At 60.0% G+C, this 16,861-nt stretch carries 20 protein-coding genes; 7 read left to right on the top strand and 13 right to left on the bottom strand.

The genetic code is table 11. From position 1 onward, the window contains the following. Nucleotides 1–168 precede the first annotated feature (168 nt). The 5 genes from OXG98_19260 to OXG98_19240 all read right to left on the bottom strand — a co-directional run bounded on the left by OXG98_19260 (nucleotide 169) and on the right by OXG98_19240 (nucleotide 3,921). Nucleotides 169–1,002, bottom strand: a complete 834-nt coding sequence (locus OXG98_19260; GenBank protein ID MCY3774148.1) for a phytanoyl-CoA dioxygenase family protein — start codon at nucleotides 1,000–1,002, stop codon at nucleotides 169–171. A 108-nt stretch (nucleotides 1,003–1,110) separates the two neighbouring features. Beyond that, nucleotides 1,111–1,542 (bottom strand): cupin domain-containing protein, encoded by a 432-nt coding sequence (locus OXG98_19255; GenBank protein MCY3774147.1) that lies wholly within the window; start codon nucleotides 1,540–1,542, stop codon nucleotides 1,111–1,113. A gap of 49 nt (nucleotides 1,543–1,591) precedes the next feature. Continuing rightward, nucleotides 1,592–2,473, bottom strand: coding sequence for a GNAT family N-acetyltransferase (locus OXG98_19250; GenBank protein MCY3774146.1), 882 nt, complete (start codon nucleotides 2,471–2,473; stop codon nucleotides 1,592–1,594). A 9-nt stretch (nucleotides 2,474–2,482) separates the two neighbouring features. Continuing rightward, nucleotides 2,483–3,241, bottom strand: coding sequence for a class I SAM-dependent methyltransferase (locus tag OXG98_19245; GenBank protein MCY3774145.1), 759 nt, complete (start codon nucleotides 3,239–3,241; stop codon nucleotides 2,483–2,485). Beyond that, nucleotides 3,238–3,921, bottom strand: coding sequence for a class I SAM-dependent methyltransferase (locus OXG98_19240; protein MCY3774144.1), 684 nt, complete (start codon nucleotides 3,919–3,921; stop codon nucleotides 3,238–3,240). The genes OXG98_19245 and OXG98_19240 overlap by 4 nt, the downstream gene beginning before the upstream one ends. A 173-nt stretch (nucleotides 3,922–4,094) precedes the next feature. Between OXG98_19240 and OXG98_19235 the strand changes: the two genes are divergently transcribed. The 5 genes from OXG98_19235 (at nucleotide 4,095) to OXG98_19215 (ending at nucleotide 9,890) form a co-directional block, all read left to right on the top strand. After that, nucleotides 4,095–5,501: an aminotransferase class V-fold PLP-dependent enzyme gene (locus tag OXG98_19235; GenBank protein ID MCY3774143.1), complete on the top strand. Its 1,407-nt coding sequence runs from the start codon at nucleotides 4,095–4,097 to the stop codon at nucleotides 5,499–5,501. A 310-nt stretch (nucleotides 5,502–5,811) separates the two neighbouring features. Continuing rightward, the gene (locus tag OXG98_19230) at nucleotides 5,812–7,107 is read left to right on the top strand and encodes an ABC transporter substrate-binding protein (GenBank protein MCY3774142.1); all 1,296 of its coding nucleotides are present in this window, start codon (nucleotides 5,812–5,814) and stop codon (nucleotides 7,105–7,107) included. 1 nt (nucleotide 7,108) lies between these two features. Beyond that, the gene (locus OXG98_19225) at nucleotides 7,109–7,849 is read left to right on the top strand and encodes a hypothetical protein (GenBank protein ID MCY3774141.1); all 741 of its coding nucleotides are present in this window, start codon (nucleotides 7,109–7,111) and stop codon (nucleotides 7,847–7,849) included. A gap of 11 nt (nucleotides 7,850–7,860) precedes the next feature. Then, a complete protein-coding gene (locus OXG98_19220) occupies nucleotides 7,861–9,162 on the top strand; it encodes an OFA family MFS transporter (GenBank protein MCY3774140.1) in 1,302 nt (433 codons plus the stop codon). 68 nt (nucleotides 9,163–9,230) lie between these two features. Next, on the top strand, nucleotides 9,231–9,890 hold the full coding sequence (locus tag OXG98_19215; GenBank protein ID MCY3774139.1) for a hypothetical protein: 660 nt from the start codon (nucleotides 9,231–9,233) through the stop codon (nucleotides 9,888–9,890). Between the two features lie 13 nt (nucleotides 9,891–9,903). Here the strand turns inward: OXG98_19215 and OXG98_19210 are convergent, their stop codons facing one another. The 3 genes from OXG98_19210 to OXG98_19200 form a co-directional block, all read right to left on the bottom strand. Then, nucleotides 9,904–10,653, bottom strand: a complete 750-nt coding sequence (locus OXG98_19210) for an HAD family hydrolase (GenBank protein ID MCY3774138.1) — start codon at nucleotides 10,651–10,653, stop codon at nucleotides 9,904–9,906. Between the two features lie 135 nt (nucleotides 10,654–10,788). After that, nucleotides 10,789–11,511 carry a hypothetical protein gene (locus OXG98_19205; GenBank protein ID MCY3774137.1) on the bottom strand — a complete coding sequence of 241 codons (723 nt, stop codon included), beginning with the start codon at nucleotides 11,509–11,511 and terminating at the stop codon, nucleotides 10,789–10,791. 224 nt (nucleotides 11,512–11,735) lie between these two features. Beyond that, complete coding sequence (locus tag OXG98_19200; GenBank protein MCY3774136.1) at nucleotides 11,736–11,909, bottom strand: hypothetical protein; 174 nt, start codon at nucleotides 11,907–11,909, stop codon at nucleotides 11,736–11,738. 253 nt (nucleotides 11,910–12,162) lie between these two features. On the opposite strand from OXG98_19200, the gene OXG98_19195 reads away from it, so the two are divergent. Further along, a complete protein-coding gene (locus OXG98_19195; protein ID MCY3774135.1) occupies nucleotides 12,163–13,584 on the top strand; it encodes an RNA polymerase sigma factor in 1,422 nt (473 codons plus the stop codon). A gap of 461 nt (nucleotides 13,585–14,045) precedes the next feature. Further along, the gene (locus tag OXG98_19190; GenBank protein ID MCY3774134.1) at nucleotides 14,046–14,648 is read left to right on the top strand and encodes a helix-turn-helix domain-containing protein; all 603 of its coding nucleotides are present in this window, start codon (nucleotides 14,046–14,048) and stop codon (nucleotides 14,646–14,648) included. Nucleotides 14,649–14,664: 16 nt separating this feature from the next. On the opposite strand, the gene OXG98_19185 is transcribed toward OXG98_19190, so the two are convergent. The 5 genes from OXG98_19185 to OXG98_19165 form a co-directional block, all read right to left on the bottom strand. Beyond that, the gene (locus OXG98_19185) at nucleotides 14,665–14,877 is read right to left on the bottom strand and encodes a hypothetical protein (protein ID MCY3774133.1); all 213 of its coding nucleotides are present in this window, start codon (nucleotides 14,875–14,877) and stop codon (nucleotides 14,665–14,667) included. Continuing rightward, on the bottom strand, nucleotides 14,874–15,500 hold the full coding sequence (locus OXG98_19180) for a NapC/NirT family cytochrome c (protein ID MCY3774132.1): 627 nt from the start codon (nucleotides 15,498–15,500) through the stop codon (nucleotides 14,874–14,876). Before OXG98_19180 ends, OXG98_19185 begins: the two co-directional genes overlap by 4 nt. After that, nucleotides 15,488–15,772 (bottom strand): hypothetical protein, encoded by a 285-nt coding sequence (locus tag OXG98_19175; protein ID MCY3774131.1) that lies wholly within the window; start codon nucleotides 15,770–15,772, stop codon nucleotides 15,488–15,490. Before OXG98_19175 ends, OXG98_19180 begins: the two co-directional genes overlap by 13 nt. A gap of 6 nt (nucleotides 15,773–15,778) precedes the next feature. Beyond that, a complete protein-coding gene (locus tag OXG98_19170) occupies nucleotides 15,779–16,045 on the bottom strand; it encodes a multiheme c-type cytochrome (GenBank protein ID MCY3774130.1) in 267 nt (88 codons plus the stop codon). 253 nt (nucleotides 16,046–16,298) lie between these two features. Beyond that, on the bottom strand, nucleotides 16,299–16,805 hold the full coding sequence (locus tag OXG98_19165) for an isoprenylcysteine carboxylmethyltransferase family protein (protein ID MCY3774129.1): 507 nt from the start codon (nucleotides 16,803–16,805) through the stop codon (nucleotides 16,299–16,301). Nucleotides 16,806–16,861 lie beyond the last annotated feature (56 nt).

Genomic DNA, 16,861 nt, shown 5'->3' with positions numbered 1-16,861 from the left:
GAACTGATCCGGGAGTTACGCCAGACGCCTATACTGGAGCGGCGCGTCCAGCACGGCGACATTCCTGATACGAAGTGGAAGATGACCTGAGGAAAGGGCGCACGAAGACCGGAAGTCCGTCAGCACCTCGCCGCGCGAAAGTAAATACAGCGAGTACAATCTTCGAGATCAGCCTCGCGACGGTTCGCTCATGCGTTCCCTGGCCTGCCGGCTGAGTTCCGGCAAATGATCGTCGTTGGCCATGACCTGCTCAAGATGGCGCAAACGGTCGGGAGAAGCGGTTCGCAGCATCGCTTCGCCATACGCTTCGTCCAGCCAGAAGCGGGAAGCCCCGCTGATGTAGTCGCGCAGTTCCGGGACGAGACGCTCGGGATAACGCTGGCACAGGTTCATGGTGAACATCCGCCGGCGCCCACCCCCGCCGAATGAGGCATGCTTGGTGTTGTGGTTGAAACAAACGATATCGCCCGGCCGGGTCTCCAGCGCCATCGCCGGCACGTCCTTGGGAGCGGTATCCCACAGAGACGTACTCTCGCCGACGTTTTCCTGCAAGGCAGCCCCGTATACATCATCCCGCTTGTGGCTGCCGGGAATCACCCGCAGACAGCCGGTATCTCGCGTCAATGTATCCAGGTAAAAGGCGATCTTTATGTGTAGAATCTCGGGATGCCATCCATCGGAGTGCCACCTCGTATCGCCGGCGTAGTAGTTGCCGTCGCTGCCCATGTAGTTGAAATCGTCGCCTAGCAGATCGGTGGCTATTCCCTTGATCCGCTCGTCGTCCAGCAGCGAAGAAAGCCGCTCATGCTGGTCGATGAACGGCACGATGCAGGAGCGTTCCTTACCGTCGTGAGGCCGTCCGTTGTGCCCCCCTCCGCGCCTGGTCCAGACCTCTTCGAAGTCGTTGATGATCTCGTCGATTCGATCATCCATCAGACCGGGAAATCCCAGGTAACCGAACGTATCGAAGAAGGCGAGTTGCTGCTCAGTCAAGTAACTCATAGCCTTATCCTCCTTGACCCGGCAACCCGATGCGTTGCCGGACCATCTGAAAGGCGGGTCGTAACGATCTTACGGAGTCGACGTTTCGAATAACCGTCCTCCCTGAACTCACGGATTGGGAGGAGAGGTGCAGATGAGTACGACAAGGGTTTCGGTCCCTGTATTTTCTATTCCATGCAGACACCAGGGCGGCAGATAGACGAAATCGCCCTTTTTCACATTGCGCTTGTAATTCGCGAACGTCATTTCCCCCGACCCCTCGAGGATGACATAGGTCTCTTCGGTCGGATGGGAACCGGGTTCGAGCACGACATGAGGCGGCACATAAAACAGCACCAGCCCCATGTTCTCCGCGGGGGCGTTGGGATTCACGGGGTGTACCACCCTGACCCCCAGGCCGTTGCAACCGGGATAGACGACCGGCACGCCGTCCTGGGCATTGACGATCATGGGATCCGGCGGCGTCTCAGGCTTGGGGATATCGGGGATTTTGGCCAGGTCGTCGCTGGTGTATCCTTTGAATTCAGTGATCTTCGCCATGTGTTTGACGCTCCTTTTGGCGCGAGTTAGTGGATGTACGAGCACTGGGTCAGCAGCCGGCAGGTACTGCCGTGTAATCAAAATCGAATTCCAGCGTGTCGCCCAGCGGCACATAACCGACTTTTGGATATATGCGGTTGGAGGTCGGATTCGCCAGGTCGGTAAACAGGCTACAGAACCTGTACCGGCCCGCAAGCAGTTTTTTCGTCAACTCGTAAACGCACGAAGTCGCGTATCCCCGGTTGCGGGATTCCGGTGGAGTATACACCAGTGTGACTACAGTACCGTTCTTCATGGCCCTGGATTCCCTGGCGATCGATACCGGTCCCTCGTGGTCCCAGATGTATAGATTCCTTTCACCGATGTACTTCTTCGCTTTGGCCAGCGCTTCAGTTGGATCGGCTTCCTGCCCTATCGCCTCCCGGGAGAACGCCGCGATCCACTCCGCCATCAGTGGATGATCTTCCAATTCGGCCAGGCGCATCCGCCCCGGCGAAATGGGCACGTCAACGACGCTTCGCGCCTCGAATATCCGCAGCCTCGTGGAGACCGTTGCGGCAATATCGGGAAAAACCTTCTTCCAGGTGTCCGAAAAACACCTTGATTCCCTCTCCGGCCCGACGACTCCGGGAACCGGCAACTCGCTGCTGCGCAGGTGTTTGACGAGTCGATCCACGGCAGCATCAATAACCGTGTCAAATATGCTCAGGACGATTCGGTGGGGCGGCGTTCTGACCGCTACGCCGACCGGGTTACCGTTCTCCAATATGCTCAGCAGCAGCGGTGGATCGTCGCCATAGTACCGGGGATCCCTGGCGAGTGTGTGCGCCAGACCCAGAGGCAGGTTGTTCTCACTCTCGCGATTTTCCAGGAAGGCCCCGGAGCGCGTCAGAAGTTCATGCGCGTGGCCATGCCGCACTATCTCAAACATGAAGCGTCCTCAGGGCAACTCGTACCGGATCCACCACCAGTAGTTGCCGATATGCACCCTGAGATCCTTCGACAGGGGTTCGAATACGCTCCTGAGTTCATCTTCGGTCGGATCGTTCTCGACCATGACGTACTCGGAACCGTCGGACAACTGCCGCATCATGAACTGGTCCGCGTGACCCGCTACCCTGAAGAGCCTGCTTACAGCGTCAGGGCTCGTCGGTCTGGACGATCGCATGAACACGACAGATCCTCCCTCTAACCTGGCGTGGAAACCATTCAGAAACTCCGCGTATCTCGAAGAAGGACAGGTGTGCAGAAATCCTGCCGCAAAACCGCCGTTAAAACTATTGCCTGTCGTTATGGACTCAAGGTCGAATGCGTCGCCTGCCAGGTAACTTACGTTGGACGGGTTGTCGCTTGCCGCGGCTATGTTCAACATGTTGGGAGCGATCTCTATGCCCGTAACGGAAGCCGCGGTCATCGCGATTTCCCTGGTCGCCGATCCCGTACCACTCGCTACCTCGAGCACTCTGCGTCCGCGCATGGCCTCCCGCGAATCCCGGACCATCCTGGCCTGTTCGGCGGGCAGATCAGGCGTGGGTCCCCGTGGGATCCTGTGCGGCATGTCGCCATGGACCTGCCGCAGGTTGTAGTACTCGATGGTCGCCCGATGCAGGTTATCCGGTTCCAGGTTTTCCGAATCCGGCGCTGATCCCCGGGCGTGTGCATCCGGCGCTGATTCCCGGGCGCGCATGATCTCGCTCATTGGCGCACCGTTCCCGTGACGCCGAGGTAGAGATTTCCCTCGAATTGCACAGTGAAATCCAATTCGCAGGTTTCCGACAACCGGTCGAAATCGGCCTTATCGAAGTACCGCTTGTAGATCTCGAATTGCCTGCCGTCATTGAGCGTACGTACCGTGGTGCCTTCCTTGGGCCGGGATCCGCGGTACCGCGTCCAGCCGGAGTCCAAGATGAGTACGCGGCCGCCCGGCTTCAGCGCGTTCCGCAGGCTTTGGAGAAACAGGTCCATTTGACCGTCCGTGACATGGCTGAGAAAGAATCCCACCAAGATGGAGTCAAAGGTCCGGTCTTCGAATGACACCTCGAGGGCATCGGACTCCATGAACCTGGTGATCGGCTCGACGCCATGCTCGCGCGCCTTCTCCCGTCCTTCGGCGAGCATGTTCTCCGATTGGTCCACGAGCGTTATGGACGAACAACCGGCGGCATAAAACTGAAGCCAGTAGCCTGTTCCGCTGGGGATATCCAGGATGCTGCCGCGACAGTGTTCCCGGACGAGGTTTCCAAGGGACCGGGCCTCTTCCTTGTACAGCTCCGGATCCGTGACTGTGCCGGGCGGTTTGCCCAACGTATAGATCTCGTCAAACTCGGCCGCCCGTTCGTTGTAGTACGCGTTCATGCTCTGGCGAAGGCGTGGGTCCATGGATGATCCTTGTTTTCAAGTTGCTGGCTTCCGGCTTGAATGTCCTGGGTATCCAATGTGTAAAACTGTTTATTACGCAGTCAAGGATGCATTCCCTTTTCAAGTACCGCTCCGAAACCAGGATGCTGGAATAAGGATGCCGGCGCGACATCGATGATCAAAGGAGTATATTCATGAGAACGGAAAACGATGCAGACGACCGTCCAACGGGACGTCCTAATACCATGGAACGGCGTCATTTCCTGAAAACCGCCGGTCTGACGGCCGGTCTGGTACCGTTCCTTGGCTCCGATTCCTTCCGGAGCGTCGAGGCGGCGGTAAGTGAAATCGCGGATCTCACACCGCGACAGGTCGCACGTGACGAAGGGCTCTGGCGCGAAGTCAAGCAGGCATATACCGTGAACCGCAGCCTGATCAACCTGGATAACGGCTACGCCTGCCCTTCGCCCCGCGTCGTCACCGAAGCGGTCGTTCGATACATATGGGAACAGGAACAAAACCCGTACGGGGTGTACGTTGACAAGGCCAGGGACCAGGTGGGTACCGTGAAGAAGTCCGTTGCGCGGCTGTTCGGGAGCAGCCCCGATGAAATCGCCCTCGTACGCAACACCACCGAAGCGCTCAAGACGGTCCTTTACGGCATTCCCCTGAAGCCGGGCGATGAAGTGCTCACCACGACCCATGATTACTCTTCCATGTTGCATGCACTGCGTAACCGGGAGCAGAAGGAAGGGATCAGGCTGGTCGAAGTGCCGGTACCCTTTCCCGCAGGGTCCATGGATGAGCTGGTGAAGGTCATTGAAGATGGCATTACGTCGAAGACCCGCGTGATCCTGGTGTCCCACGTCACGTACACCACCGGCCAGGTGTTCCCCATCCGGCGTATCAGCGACCTGGCCCATCGGCACGGCATCGAAGTCGTCGTGGACGGCGCCCATGCCGTCGGCCAACTGGATTTCAAGGTCTCGGACCTGGGCTGCGACTATTACGGGACGAGTCTGCACAAGTGGCTCAGTGCGCCGAAAGGGACCGGCTTGCTGTACATGAAGCGCGATCACGTCGAGAAGATCGAACCGCTGTATGGACCCGCCACGAGCCGGCGGTACAACCCCAGGACAAGCATGCGTAAGTACGAGTCCGTCGGCACCCAATCCCATGCGCCGTTCCTCGCCATCGGCGAGGCCGTCGCCTTTCACAACGCCATCGGACCGAAGCGCAAGGAAGAACGGCTTCGTTACTTGAAGGATTACTGGGCGGAACGGCTTCGGATGCATCCCGGAATACGTCTGTATACCCCGACGGCCTCCGAAATGAGTTGCTGTATCGCGGGGGTCGGTATCGAAGGGGCGGATCCGACCGGTATGCGGGACTACCTTTGGAATGAACATCACGTCCGGACTTCCCGGGGCCGGTACGACCGGGAGGACTCCGGTCGAACGTGGGTTCGTATCACGCCGAATCTCTACACCACGCTGCCCGAGCTGGAGTACTTCTGCGACGTGATGGAAGATGTGGCGAACAACGGTCTGCCGGAACCGTACAGCAGTTACGAATTCGATCCGGACCGCATGAGAAGGTAGGCCGCGGCACGATCCACAGGGTCGCAAAAATACCTTGCAACACGGTGGTACCGGTTTTATCCTTTTGAATCATTACAACAGTTTCCAAGACGGAAACAATTGATACATTTCCCATACCAGCTAATTGTACTGCGATTCCCGGTATAGTCATAGTATCGGCCCGGATACGGTTGCCGGACGGCCGTGAGATGCAGGAACAGGATCCTTCACGGCTCAATTGATGACGAGGAAGCGTATGAATGGGCGTGACGGTAAAGGTCAATCAGGGGATAGGCCCGGGTCGCCTGCGCCGTTGTTGACGCGGAGGACCATGCTGCGCCGCGGCCTCGCGGGACTCCTGGCGGTCTCCTGCGCGGGGTTGAAGGACGCCGATACCGTATTGGGGGGACTGAATATGGTCTCAGCACAGGAAATGGGAAGCGGAACCGGCTTTGAAGGCGCGACGGATGACGAGATATTTCTGGGTATGTCGGCTGCCTTTTCCGGCCCCTCCAGGGGACTGGGCAGCGAGTTGTACCGTGGGGCCATGGCTTATTTCAATCACGTCAACGACAACGGGGGGGTGGTCGGGCGCAAGATCACCCTGAAGCTTTACGACGACGGATACCAGCCGGATCCCTGCGTCCGGAACACCATGAAGCTCATGCTCGAGGACAACGTGTTCCTGCTCTTCGGCTACGTGGGCACGCCGACCGTAACGCGCGTGCTGCCCCTGCTGAAGAAGTTTCAGGACGAGCAGGTCTACCTGTTCTTCCCCTTTACCGGCGCCCAGCCCCAGCGCGAGCCGCCGTACGGTGATTTCGCCTTCAACCTCCGGGCGTCCTACCGGCAGGAGACTGCGGGGCTCGTGAACAATTTCCTCACAGCGGGCAAAAGGCGGATCGGCGTGTTCTACCAGGCCGACGCCTATGGAAGAAGCGGCTGGGCCGGGGTCAGGGCGGCCCTCGACAGGCACGGCGAGCGCCTCGCCGGCGAGGCGACGTACCGCCGGGGGCAGCGTTTCACCGGCAGCATGCGGGAACAGGTGGAAATCCTCAAGTCCAATTCTCCGGATGCCGTCATCTGCATCGGGTCGTACGCGGCCTGCGCGGCCTTCGCCCGGGACGCAATCGACCGCGACCTCCGGGTTCCCATCGCCAACCTTTCGTTCGTAGGGAGCGAGAACATGCTCCAGTTGCTCAGCGACCTGGGGGAGGACGTGGAGACCTACTCCCGCTATCTCGTCAACTCGCAGGTGGTCCCGAGCTACGAGGACACGTCCATTCCGGCGGTGCAGGAGTACCGCGAACTGATGGAACGCTACGATCCGGCGGTCCCCGAAGAGCTCGTCCAGGAGCCGTATACTCCGTTTCCTCAGAGCTTCGTCAGTCTGGAGGGGTTCCTGGACGCCAAGTTGATGACCGAGATCCTGCGCCGTCTGGGAGAAGCCCCCGATCGAGACGGCCTGGAGGAAGCAGTATTCTCGGTCAATAACTACGATCTCGGGATCGGTGAGCAGGTCTCGTTCGGGCCGGACCGCAGGCAGGGGCTGCAAACGGTCTACTACACCGTCGTCCGGGAAGGTCGTTTCGTGACCCTGGACGACTGGCAAGGCTGGCTTTCCTAGCATGAAAATCCAAAAACTGTTCCAGCGCACCCGCTTCGGTATCTTTCTGCTCTTCGGCGTCATCGTCCTCTGTACGTCCGCCCTGTGTATATACACTGTAGATACACAGTTGACGGCGGAGTACGAGACCAACAGCCAGAACATTGCCAAGAGCGTCGCCGATGCCAGCGTCGACATCCTGCTCAACCGGAATCTGGCCACGCTGCAGTCGATGATCGATCAGTTCGTCGAGATCCAGGGTATCCGGTACATCTACATCACCAGCGAGGACGGCGAGTACCTCGCCCATACCTTCGTACCCGGCATTCCCGAGGAAATACTGGCGAGCGACCATGCGAGTACCGAGCCGGTGGAGCGTAGCATCCCGGGGCTGGGCGATTTCCTGGAGGTCGGCAGCCCCATCCTGGCCGGTGTCGCGGGCACGGTGCATGTCGGCATGGACCAGGACGAGGTCGCCCTCAAGATCCAACGCGCCATCGGGCAGCAGGTCATTCTAATCTGTATCTTTCTCGTCGTGGGTGTCCTCGCGTCGATCTGGCTGGTCAATCTCGCCGCGAAACCCTTGGCGGAGCTGCTCGCATACGCCGTGAACCTGGCGGGCAACAAGGAGACGGACACCACGGCCGACGATCTCCTTGGCCGCGACGACGAGGTGGGCGACCTGGCCCGCCTCTTTCAGCATATCTCCGGTCGGGCGCCCGATTCGGGTACGCCTGGCACACCGCCGGAGAACGCACGGTAGGAGGACGAGCGATGCGCATTCCCCGAAGCGCCATCGCGCTCTTCTGCACGGCGCTTCAGATCTGTTTCGGGACGGTCTACGCCTGGAGCTTCTTCCAGACGATACTGGTGCGCCAGATCGGCTGGACCCACACCGAGACGGCCTGGGCCTTCAGCATCGCCATCTTTACCCTCGGCGTGTCGGCGGCGTGGGCCGGAAACATGCTGCCGAAAATGGGACCGCGCAAACTCGCGCTGATCGGCAGTTTCATGTTTGCGTGCGGGTACCTGGTCTCGGGCCTCGCGCTACAGTTGGATTCCATCCCGTTGTTCTATCTCGGTTACGGCGTGGTTGGCGGAGCGGGCATCGGGCTGGGTTACGTCACGCCGGTCGCGACCGTCGCCAAGTGGTTTCCGGACCGCAAGGGACTGGCTACCGGCATCGTGGTCATGGGGTTCGGCGTGGGGGCTTTTCTGCTCAGCAAGGGCCTGGCGCCATTCCTCATCGTCAGGACCGCCGGCGCCCTGCCCGAGGTCTTCATCTGGCTCGGCATCATATTCGCCCTGATCCTCATCCCCTGCAGCCTGGCGCTGACCGATCCGCCGCCTTCAACTGCGTCGACTGCCGGGACGACCGCTTCGGACGAGGCCGACGAACCGAAGCACGCACGCACCTACCTGGGCACCACGCAGTTCGTCTTCATGTGGATCGTCTTCTTCTTCAACATCGCGGCCGGGATTTCGGTCGTCAGTTTCCAGTCGGAGATCCTGCAGGAGATCTGGGGCCTGGCGGATGACTCCATCGAACCGACCACGCTGGCCGAGTACGGCGCCACGCTCATCGCGGTCAGTTCGATCTGCAACGGCTTGGGACGGCTGTTCTGGGGGCTGCTTTCCGACCGGTTCGGGCGGGTTACGGTCTTCAGGGTGCTGCTCGGCAGCCAAATGGTGGTCTTCGGGATTCTGATGACGGAAACGAACCCGTGGATTTTCTCCGCCCTGGTCTGCTACGTGCTGCTCTGCTTCGGCGGGGGATTCGCCACCATGCCTTCCTTCGTCCTCGACGTGTTCGGCACGAAGAAGATGTCCACCATCTACGGCGCAGTGCTCACCGCGTGGGCCGCCGCGGGGATCTTCGGCCCGCTGTACGTGGGGTACCTGAAAGACGTTTATCCGGATCGCGCGGTCATGTACTGCTTCCTGATCGGGATCCTCATGCTCGGTGCGGGGTACCTGTTCTCCTACCTGCTGAACGACGGCCGGATCCGCCTGGGACGGCCGACGCTGGAAACCACGCTGCAGCGGTATGGGATACCGGTGCCTGAGCGGAGTTGAGGCGATAGACTGAGCATTCCAAACGAACGAACCTTACAGGATAAAGCAACATGAACAAAAGGAGCACTATGCGACACCTGGCATTTGGTTTGATGACGATCCTGCTACTGGGCCTAGATGTATCCCCCGCCCTTGCGCAAAGAGTCGAGGGATCCGTCCACGTGGGAACACTCGGGATCGGAGCGCAGGTCGCAACGCCGATCGGGGGTCGGATCCACCTCAGAGGGGGGATCGATTTACAGCCGGTCAACTTCCAGGCCACCGTGGAGGATGTGGAGTTGGATGTAGAGCTTCCCGCTGCCGCGGTGACGGCCGTGCTCGATCTGTATCCGAACGAAAGCGGCTTCCGTCTGAGCGCGGGCGTACTCTACTTCGGGGGGTCGCTTGGACTCGAGGGTGCTCCGACGGAAGATGTGGAGTTCGGGAAAAACGGATGCACGAAGGCCCAGGTGAGAACGACCCGCGGCGCGCTCGGAACATCCAAGTTTGCCCCCTACCTGGGTCTCGGGTGGGGCAACGCCGCCGGATCCGGCTTCGGCTTTGTACTGGATGTCGGGATAGCCTATCACGGGACGCCGGAATTCAGCCTTGAGGCTACCGGTCCCGCATCCTCGGACCCGCAGTTCAGGATGGACCTGGATGCGGAGGCCGAATCGGCCAACGAAGACATCCCCGGCGTCGCGTCCATGTATCCGATCCTGAAACTGGGTCTCAGTTACGGGTTCTAGCCAGGATCTGCCCTCAATTTCCACCTGACCCTAAAACTCCAGGCAGGTCGGTCAACGAGGTTATCTCAACGTCGGCTCTGATCTCAGCGCTGTTTTCCATACCTTCCCGGTTCAGCCAGACCGTTTTCGCTCCGGCAGCATGCGCGCCCGCGACATCGTTCTCAAGCGAATCCCCCACATGCAGAAGCTCGTCCAACGGACAACCTGCTTTTCGCGCGGTTATCTCAAAAATCCTGCGGTCGGGCTTTCGGACCCGTACATCCTGTGAAAACACCACGAAGGCAAAACGTCCTTCAAGCCCGCATCGCTCGGGGTAACTGTTCCCGTTTGACACCAGGCCCAGCTTGTAACGAGGCGCCAACTGGTCAAAAGCGGGTTCGACGTCGGGATACAACTCGATGTCTTCGAAGCGATGTTTCAGGTACAACGCATTCAGATGGGCCGCCACGGTCCGGTCCGGAGAGCCTATGCTCTCGAGCGTCCGCTCAAATGCGAGCAGTCTGATTTCCTCGTGGTTCCAGACCTTTCCTTTGACTTCTTCCTCAACCTGGTTGCGAATCGCAATCATCCCCTCCACAGAGAGGTCCCGGGCGCGCTTTGACGGAATCAGCCTGCGCAGCTCTAGCAGGGCTTTCTTTAAGGAGTGCCTCATGACCTTCCGGAAGTCCCACAGGGTCATGTCACCGTCAAATGAAATCGCTGAAATCCGCAAGATTTGGCCTGTGCAAATGGACGGGCTGGAGTATGCCTTCGAGTAGCACACAGTCCTGCACGACAGACTCGCGACTCGTCGGATGAGCACCGGGCCTGCGGTAGGTATACAAGCGCAGGCTGACAGGTAATGGGTTCAATTGGCGGTGGATACCGTCTGCGTGACCCCAGGAAACCGCGTGGCCGGTCAGTAGATGATACCCCCCTCGCCCCAGCACAATACGGTGTCTTCGGTCTCGGCATCGTAGCTGCCGGCGGGATAGGTGTCCGTGGCCTGGTAGATTCTATATCCACCGACAGGATTGAAGATATGCAAAGTAACCACCTTGCTCGTTCCAGTGTCCGCGTAAGCAGGCTCCCATCTACGAGGAACAGCACCGCACCAGGTCCATGTACCGGCAGGTGCCTCACCTGTCCGCTCCCGCGTGTCGACCAAATCCTGGTTATCGCGCTGCCGCGGGGGTTTGGAGAGAATCTTCTGGTCGCTCCATTCACACCCGTGCCACATCGCTCCGAATTCCTCTGCCTCGCGGGACAGGATCGATGCAGACACGTAGGACCAGGGACTCCCGTCGCCCTCTATTGCTTGCATGAGCGGGACGACCTCGGATGAGCGATCCATCCGCTTCTCTTCAGACCCGGAACCTTCACCCGAATCAACGGGTTGGTTATCGGTCGGCACCGCCCAGATCTCGCCGTTTCCGTTTCCGCCCGACCGGTATACAGACACACGCAGCTCGAATCCTGGCTTGAGCCAAAGTGTATCGAAGACACGCAACAGGTCGTAGGCGTGTGTACTAGCGATGCGCTGCTGCCATTTGGCCAGGTACCCTTCCGGCCAAAAGTCGCTCTCTTCGAAGGGAAGCTCTCTGGCCTTTACAGCAGCCCGCCTCAGGCGACTGACGCGCATGATTGAAAATATCTCCGCCATTACTCTCTTCCTCTGATTGGCCCCGTCCATACCCACCCTCTGCGCTGCCGTAGACTACAGCCGAACTCAAACAAATATAAACTAACGTGGTTCGCCTCATCCATTAAATTAGTGAACGCAGACGAACCTGATGTTTGAGCGATCAGCATTCAAATCGGAGGTCTCCAGTGGCGCGGCGTGACTGGTATTGCGAGGATGTACTTTCAGGAAGGGTTGATGTGGAACGGGTACATGAAGACAATCTGGTCCTGGCGTTCCACCATCCGCGACCCGTAGCCGAAGTCCATGTGGTCGTGGTACCGAAAGCCCACGTAGCGGGACTTATGGCTGAGGCCGCCCTGGACGGAGCACCTGCTCTCTTCGATGATGCGGGCCATACAGAAGACGGCGATTTCCCTTGGGCTCCTGGATGGTCGTGGATTCTACGTCAGGACGAATGCAGCGTCGCCCGGCGTGACACCCCATATGCACTGGCATGTTATCGGCCCGGGAGCCGGTGCCGACTGGCCGGAATCGGGAACACGCGGCGGATGATTCGGCCGGCGGCCCTCCTCAAGGCAACGAATTGTTGCACCCCCTGAACCTTTCCCCGTCGAAAGTCGCCCTGTTAGATGAAGGGAGAGCGATCTGATGGGGTTCCTCAGTGATCAAATACTGGTCCGACGGGTCCGGGCCGGCGACGAGCAGGCCTTCGTGGTCCTGATCCGGCGCTACGAGCGATCGCTGGCCGCTTTGATCCGGGATCGGCTGGGGTCGGCGGACGCGGTCGAAGACGTGCTTCAGGAAACGCTCGTGCACGCATGGCTGGGGCTTCGGGCTCAAGAGCCCGGGCACGCGCGGGCATGGCTCTACCAGGTGGCACGCAACCGCTGCGCCGACTACTTGCGCTCCACGCAACGCCGGGAACGCTTTGTCGATGTCGAGGCGCTCGCGACGATGATAAACCGCCACGGCGTGCCGGCGGCCCGGCAACGCCTGGCAGCGGCGGATGTGGTCGAAGCCTTCGATCACGTGCCCGAGGAGGAACGAGCGGCGTTGAGGTCGTTCTATCTGGACGGATTGAGCATAGCGGAAATAGCGGCCCGGCATCGCTGCCCGGCTGGAACCATCAAGCGGCGGCTGTCCCACGGCCGCGACATGGTTCGAAGCGAATTGGGCGTCACCACGACTGGAAGGAGAATCACGATGAGTGAAGACAAAAAAGAAACCAGGCAAGAGGCCTTTCCCGATTACCGGCCCGAGATCTCCATCGCGAGAAGTCCGGGAGCCCCTTTCTCCATTGATCTTCAAGAGCTGTCCTGGTGGTTCATCGTTCCAGAAATCGGCGAACAGGTGCGATGGGCGGACTACGAACCGACTTGCGATGGATCCGCGTGGAAATTGACGGAAGTAAAGGAAATGTCCGCCTGCCGGCGCGCCATCATTCACGGACGGGAGTGCGTTGAGATCAAGGTCGAGGAACAACGCTGTCGGGATAGGGACGGACTCCTTCCCCTCAATTACGATCCGGAGAAGAGGAGTCGTCATACCAGGGTCTGGGGCCGCATGGCGGATACGGAGGTGCAATGGCTGGCCGTCGAGAGCATGCAATCCGACGGCACCAGAGAACTCCTGACCTATCTTGATGAGGACTTTGGATGGGACTGGGGTATGTCGTCTCGGCATGTCGAAGACAATGGCTTCCTGACAGAGCGATCGGACGGAACGTTAGTAAAAAACCCGGATGCACCACAAGTGTTCTCGCATGGCCTCTACACGGTGCGCATCGGCGACCGGGCGTTCGAATGTATGCGCGTGTTCGACATCGACGAAGATGCGTCCGAACGGACAGTGCTGGTCATGGCGTACGTCACCCGCACGGGCCGCACGCTCCTGTTCAGGCGCTACAACGGAAACCTTTGGGGAAAGCGGAAGAAGCCGCCCCACTCCTGGGGAGTCGAAATGACGTGGGAGGAGGATCTGCCGCACACCGACCGGCTCGTAATCGACGGTGTGATGTACGTGCACTACTACGACAGCCTGACGGACGAGGCGTGCGGAATCACGGGGTAAGCGATTGGCAGACAGAACGATGCGAGTGCCTGATGCGCCTTCCCAGCGGCCGCGATGACCTTGAATCGGTTTAACGTGATGAAGATCGTTCACAAGGCGGCCGATCAGGTCAGAGGTTATGCGGTTGATTCATAGATCATACCAGGATCGAGCGTGGTAACTCGACGACTACGATGGTCGAACACGAAAATCAAAGATGGTAACAAGCCATTCTGTCTTCTGGAAATTCGGGATTTACACCCTTTCAGTTGAGCTTGTCTTCGATTACCTTATCCAGGTCGGAGGATCATCGGTTTTCGCTACGTTTACTATCAGAGAGCGGGCCTTCTGAACGTCCAGGTCGAGGTCGCCGCAGGGTCGGCAGGTCCATAGCTTGCCATCTGCGAGGCAACTCCCTGAATCCCGGACCGTAACCCGTTCACAAACCGGGGCGACCATGACTCAAGCGAGCGGAGGTGCGAATGACTGCCTGGCGTGAACTGAACTTCCCTTCCGGTCTTTCGGAGGACACGGCGCTCGTCATCGAAGACGATCGCGCCGACGTAATCCTCGACCCCCTGCGCTGGCGAATCCTCGAAATCCTCGGAGCGGGAAAGTCGGTCGCGGAGATTTCACGGGCTTTGGACGTTACCGACGCCCGGGTACTGTACCACCTGCAAATGCTGGCACGGACGGGCGTCGTGGTATTGGAAGAAGGTGCGCGTCCCGGGGACCTGCGTGGTTTGCCGGCGGCCGGCGTGATTCGCGTCCGTGAGCACCCCGAACGGGGCGATCAGAAGGAGGATGCCATACCGCCGGAAATTGCCTTCCAGTTCAACCAGGCTTTTCGCGAAGCGGCCGAAGGGACGTACGGCCCGTGTTACCAGGAGTCCGTCAACCACAACCGCGCACGCCTCTCAGAAGAACAGGCGGCCGAATTCAGCAGGAGGCTGCTGGCCCTGATCGAAGCGTATTTTCCGCCTGGAAAGGGGGATCGGCGCGGCACGAAATACGGATTCTACGGCGTGCTCACCCCGATCGATCTACATCCGATCGAGGACGACGGGGAACAGGAATCCGGGTAGTGCATTGCAGGAAACATCACCCGCGGCCGGAGACGACGGACCATAGGAAAAGCGACATGCCGGCGAGGACGAGCACGGCCCCCAGGCAAAGGAACACGGTCATCGAGACCGGATGGTTCCAGAACAGGGTCGCCAGTACCACGATCAGGCCCGCCGCCATCAGCCAACCCGAGACCAGAAGGCGCCTGGCGAATCCCTTTTCCTGGCCGGCTCTCCATAGACCCCTCATTCACCGCCCTCCGGTTCCCATTTCCCGAATCGATCGAGCTTGTCCACCTCGTGCACGAGATTGTGGCACATCACGCATGATTTCGAACCGGCGAGGAGCTCCCGAAGATAGGGCCGGTGTTCCGGATGCTCCTCGTACGAACGCGCACCCGCGTGGCATGCGAGACAGGTCGTGTTTTCGAAAGGCTCGTACAACGCCACGGGTTTAGACCAGGTCCCCCAGACGTTGTGCCAGACGTGCCGCACGCCCCGGATCTTATCGTCCACATCCCCGAACATCGTGTAGTCCGAATGGCAGGCATAGCAGGCGCGCTCCGGAGGAACCCGCCTGTTCTGAAAGTGCGCGGCCGGCAGAAACCGCCCGTCATCGATGTAGAGACTCTCCTCGTAGGGTCGGTTGACGTGGCAGGAGACGCAGAATTCCGTGGTCTTGGCCTGCTCGTAGTGCTGCACGGCGCCGCCGAGCAGGGCCACGCCCGGCAGAAGGAAGAACGTGAAGAACGCGAATACCATGCCGCCGGCCGACGCGGCCATGTCCGGCCGCCGCAGGAGTACCGCGATCATGGCGACTGTGGCGACCGCGAGGACGATCAGGCTGACGGTATATCCGGTCAATCCGGCCACTCAGTTCGACTCCCGTCCTTGTCGCTCCAGCTTCTTCGGCCGCTTCGGCCGCGCCGCCGCTCAGTTTGCTTCGGCCACTTACTCCGCCCTGCCGCGAAGAGATGACGGGTATGGCAGACGTCGCAGGACGACAGGCCGAACAGCCCGTCCTGTGCCTTGATCGTCTCGATCTCCTCTTCGCTCTTGAGACCGATGCGGTGGCAACCGCCGCAGCCCTTCATCCCTTCTGTCAGGGCCATCGGCAGAAAGTGGGTCGTCGGCATGGCGTTCATGCTGGCTCATGCGAGCGCGTGCTTGCCACCCGCGAACTGCTCGACCTGGATCGGATGGCACGTGGCGCACACATCGGGCGTGGCGACCCCGGCCAGGGAGACGTCGTCCTCGGTGCGGTGCCCGCCGCCATGACACATGGCGCAGTCCACCCCGTTCGTGCTGTGCGTGCTGAGTTCCCAGTCCGTGACGATGGCTGGTGTGGCTTCCCGGTGGCAATCCACGCAGTCGGATGTCACCGAGGGCGTTTCGCCGCCACCGCGGTATGCGATCACCGCCAGAAACACCAGCAGGAAAAGAATCGGGGAAGTTAGCCTAAGGGAGGGGATAGCGCGAATACGGCTCGTGGGCAATAACCCAGATAGATCTCGCGAGGACAACAAAACGGCGGTCTTCATTCACGCTCCGACTGTCGTCCAACGGGTAATGGTCAGCGCGTCGGATACGAACCATGTTACATTCTATGATACGCATATTCCTGTTTCGATCAAAACAGAATCGCCCGGCGGTCCATGCCGACGCAGGGACCTATAACGGTGCCTCCCACGGCCGCAGCCTCGGTATCCAGCGCGGGACGTTTGCCTTGTACTGCCGGTAGGCGTCTCCGAACCGCCGCTCGAGTCCCGGCTCCTCGTAGCATGGGAAGTAGATCGCGCACACCGCAAAAAACACGCACGCCCAGACTGCCAGGTGCCACGAGCCGAAGAGTAGGGCTTCGGCGCCGATCATGAGCAGCATACCCGAATTCATGGGGTTGCGGACGTGGCGATAGGGTCCGAGGACGACCAGCTTCTTGGGCGGAGCCCACGGCGCCGGCGTGCCCTTCCCGATCCGGTCGAACAGCGCCATGGTCCACGCGGCCAGGAACAGGCCGTCCACCGCCATCGCGGTCCCGATCCAGAACCGGACCTGTGCGGGCTCCGCCGGCGACAGCGCGCCCGGTGTATCCGCCAACACCCACAATATGGCGCCCAGTACGTAGATCGTAACGGTCGCCGGCAGGAGGACGATGGCCTTCGCCGCAGTCCATTTCACGAGTCGCCCGGCAGGCGTTTCCAATTCAGGAAGGGACCAAAATTCTCTTCCCAATA

The sequence above is a fragment of the Gemmatimonadota bacterium genome, assembly GCA_026706345.1.
In the GTDB taxonomy this organism is placed as follows: domain Bacteria; phylum JAAXHH01; class JAAXHH01; order JAAXHH01; family JAAXHH01; genus JAAXHH01.
Note: the sequence above shows the minus strand (reverse complement) of the source record. Positions and strands in the feature narration are given on the sequence as shown.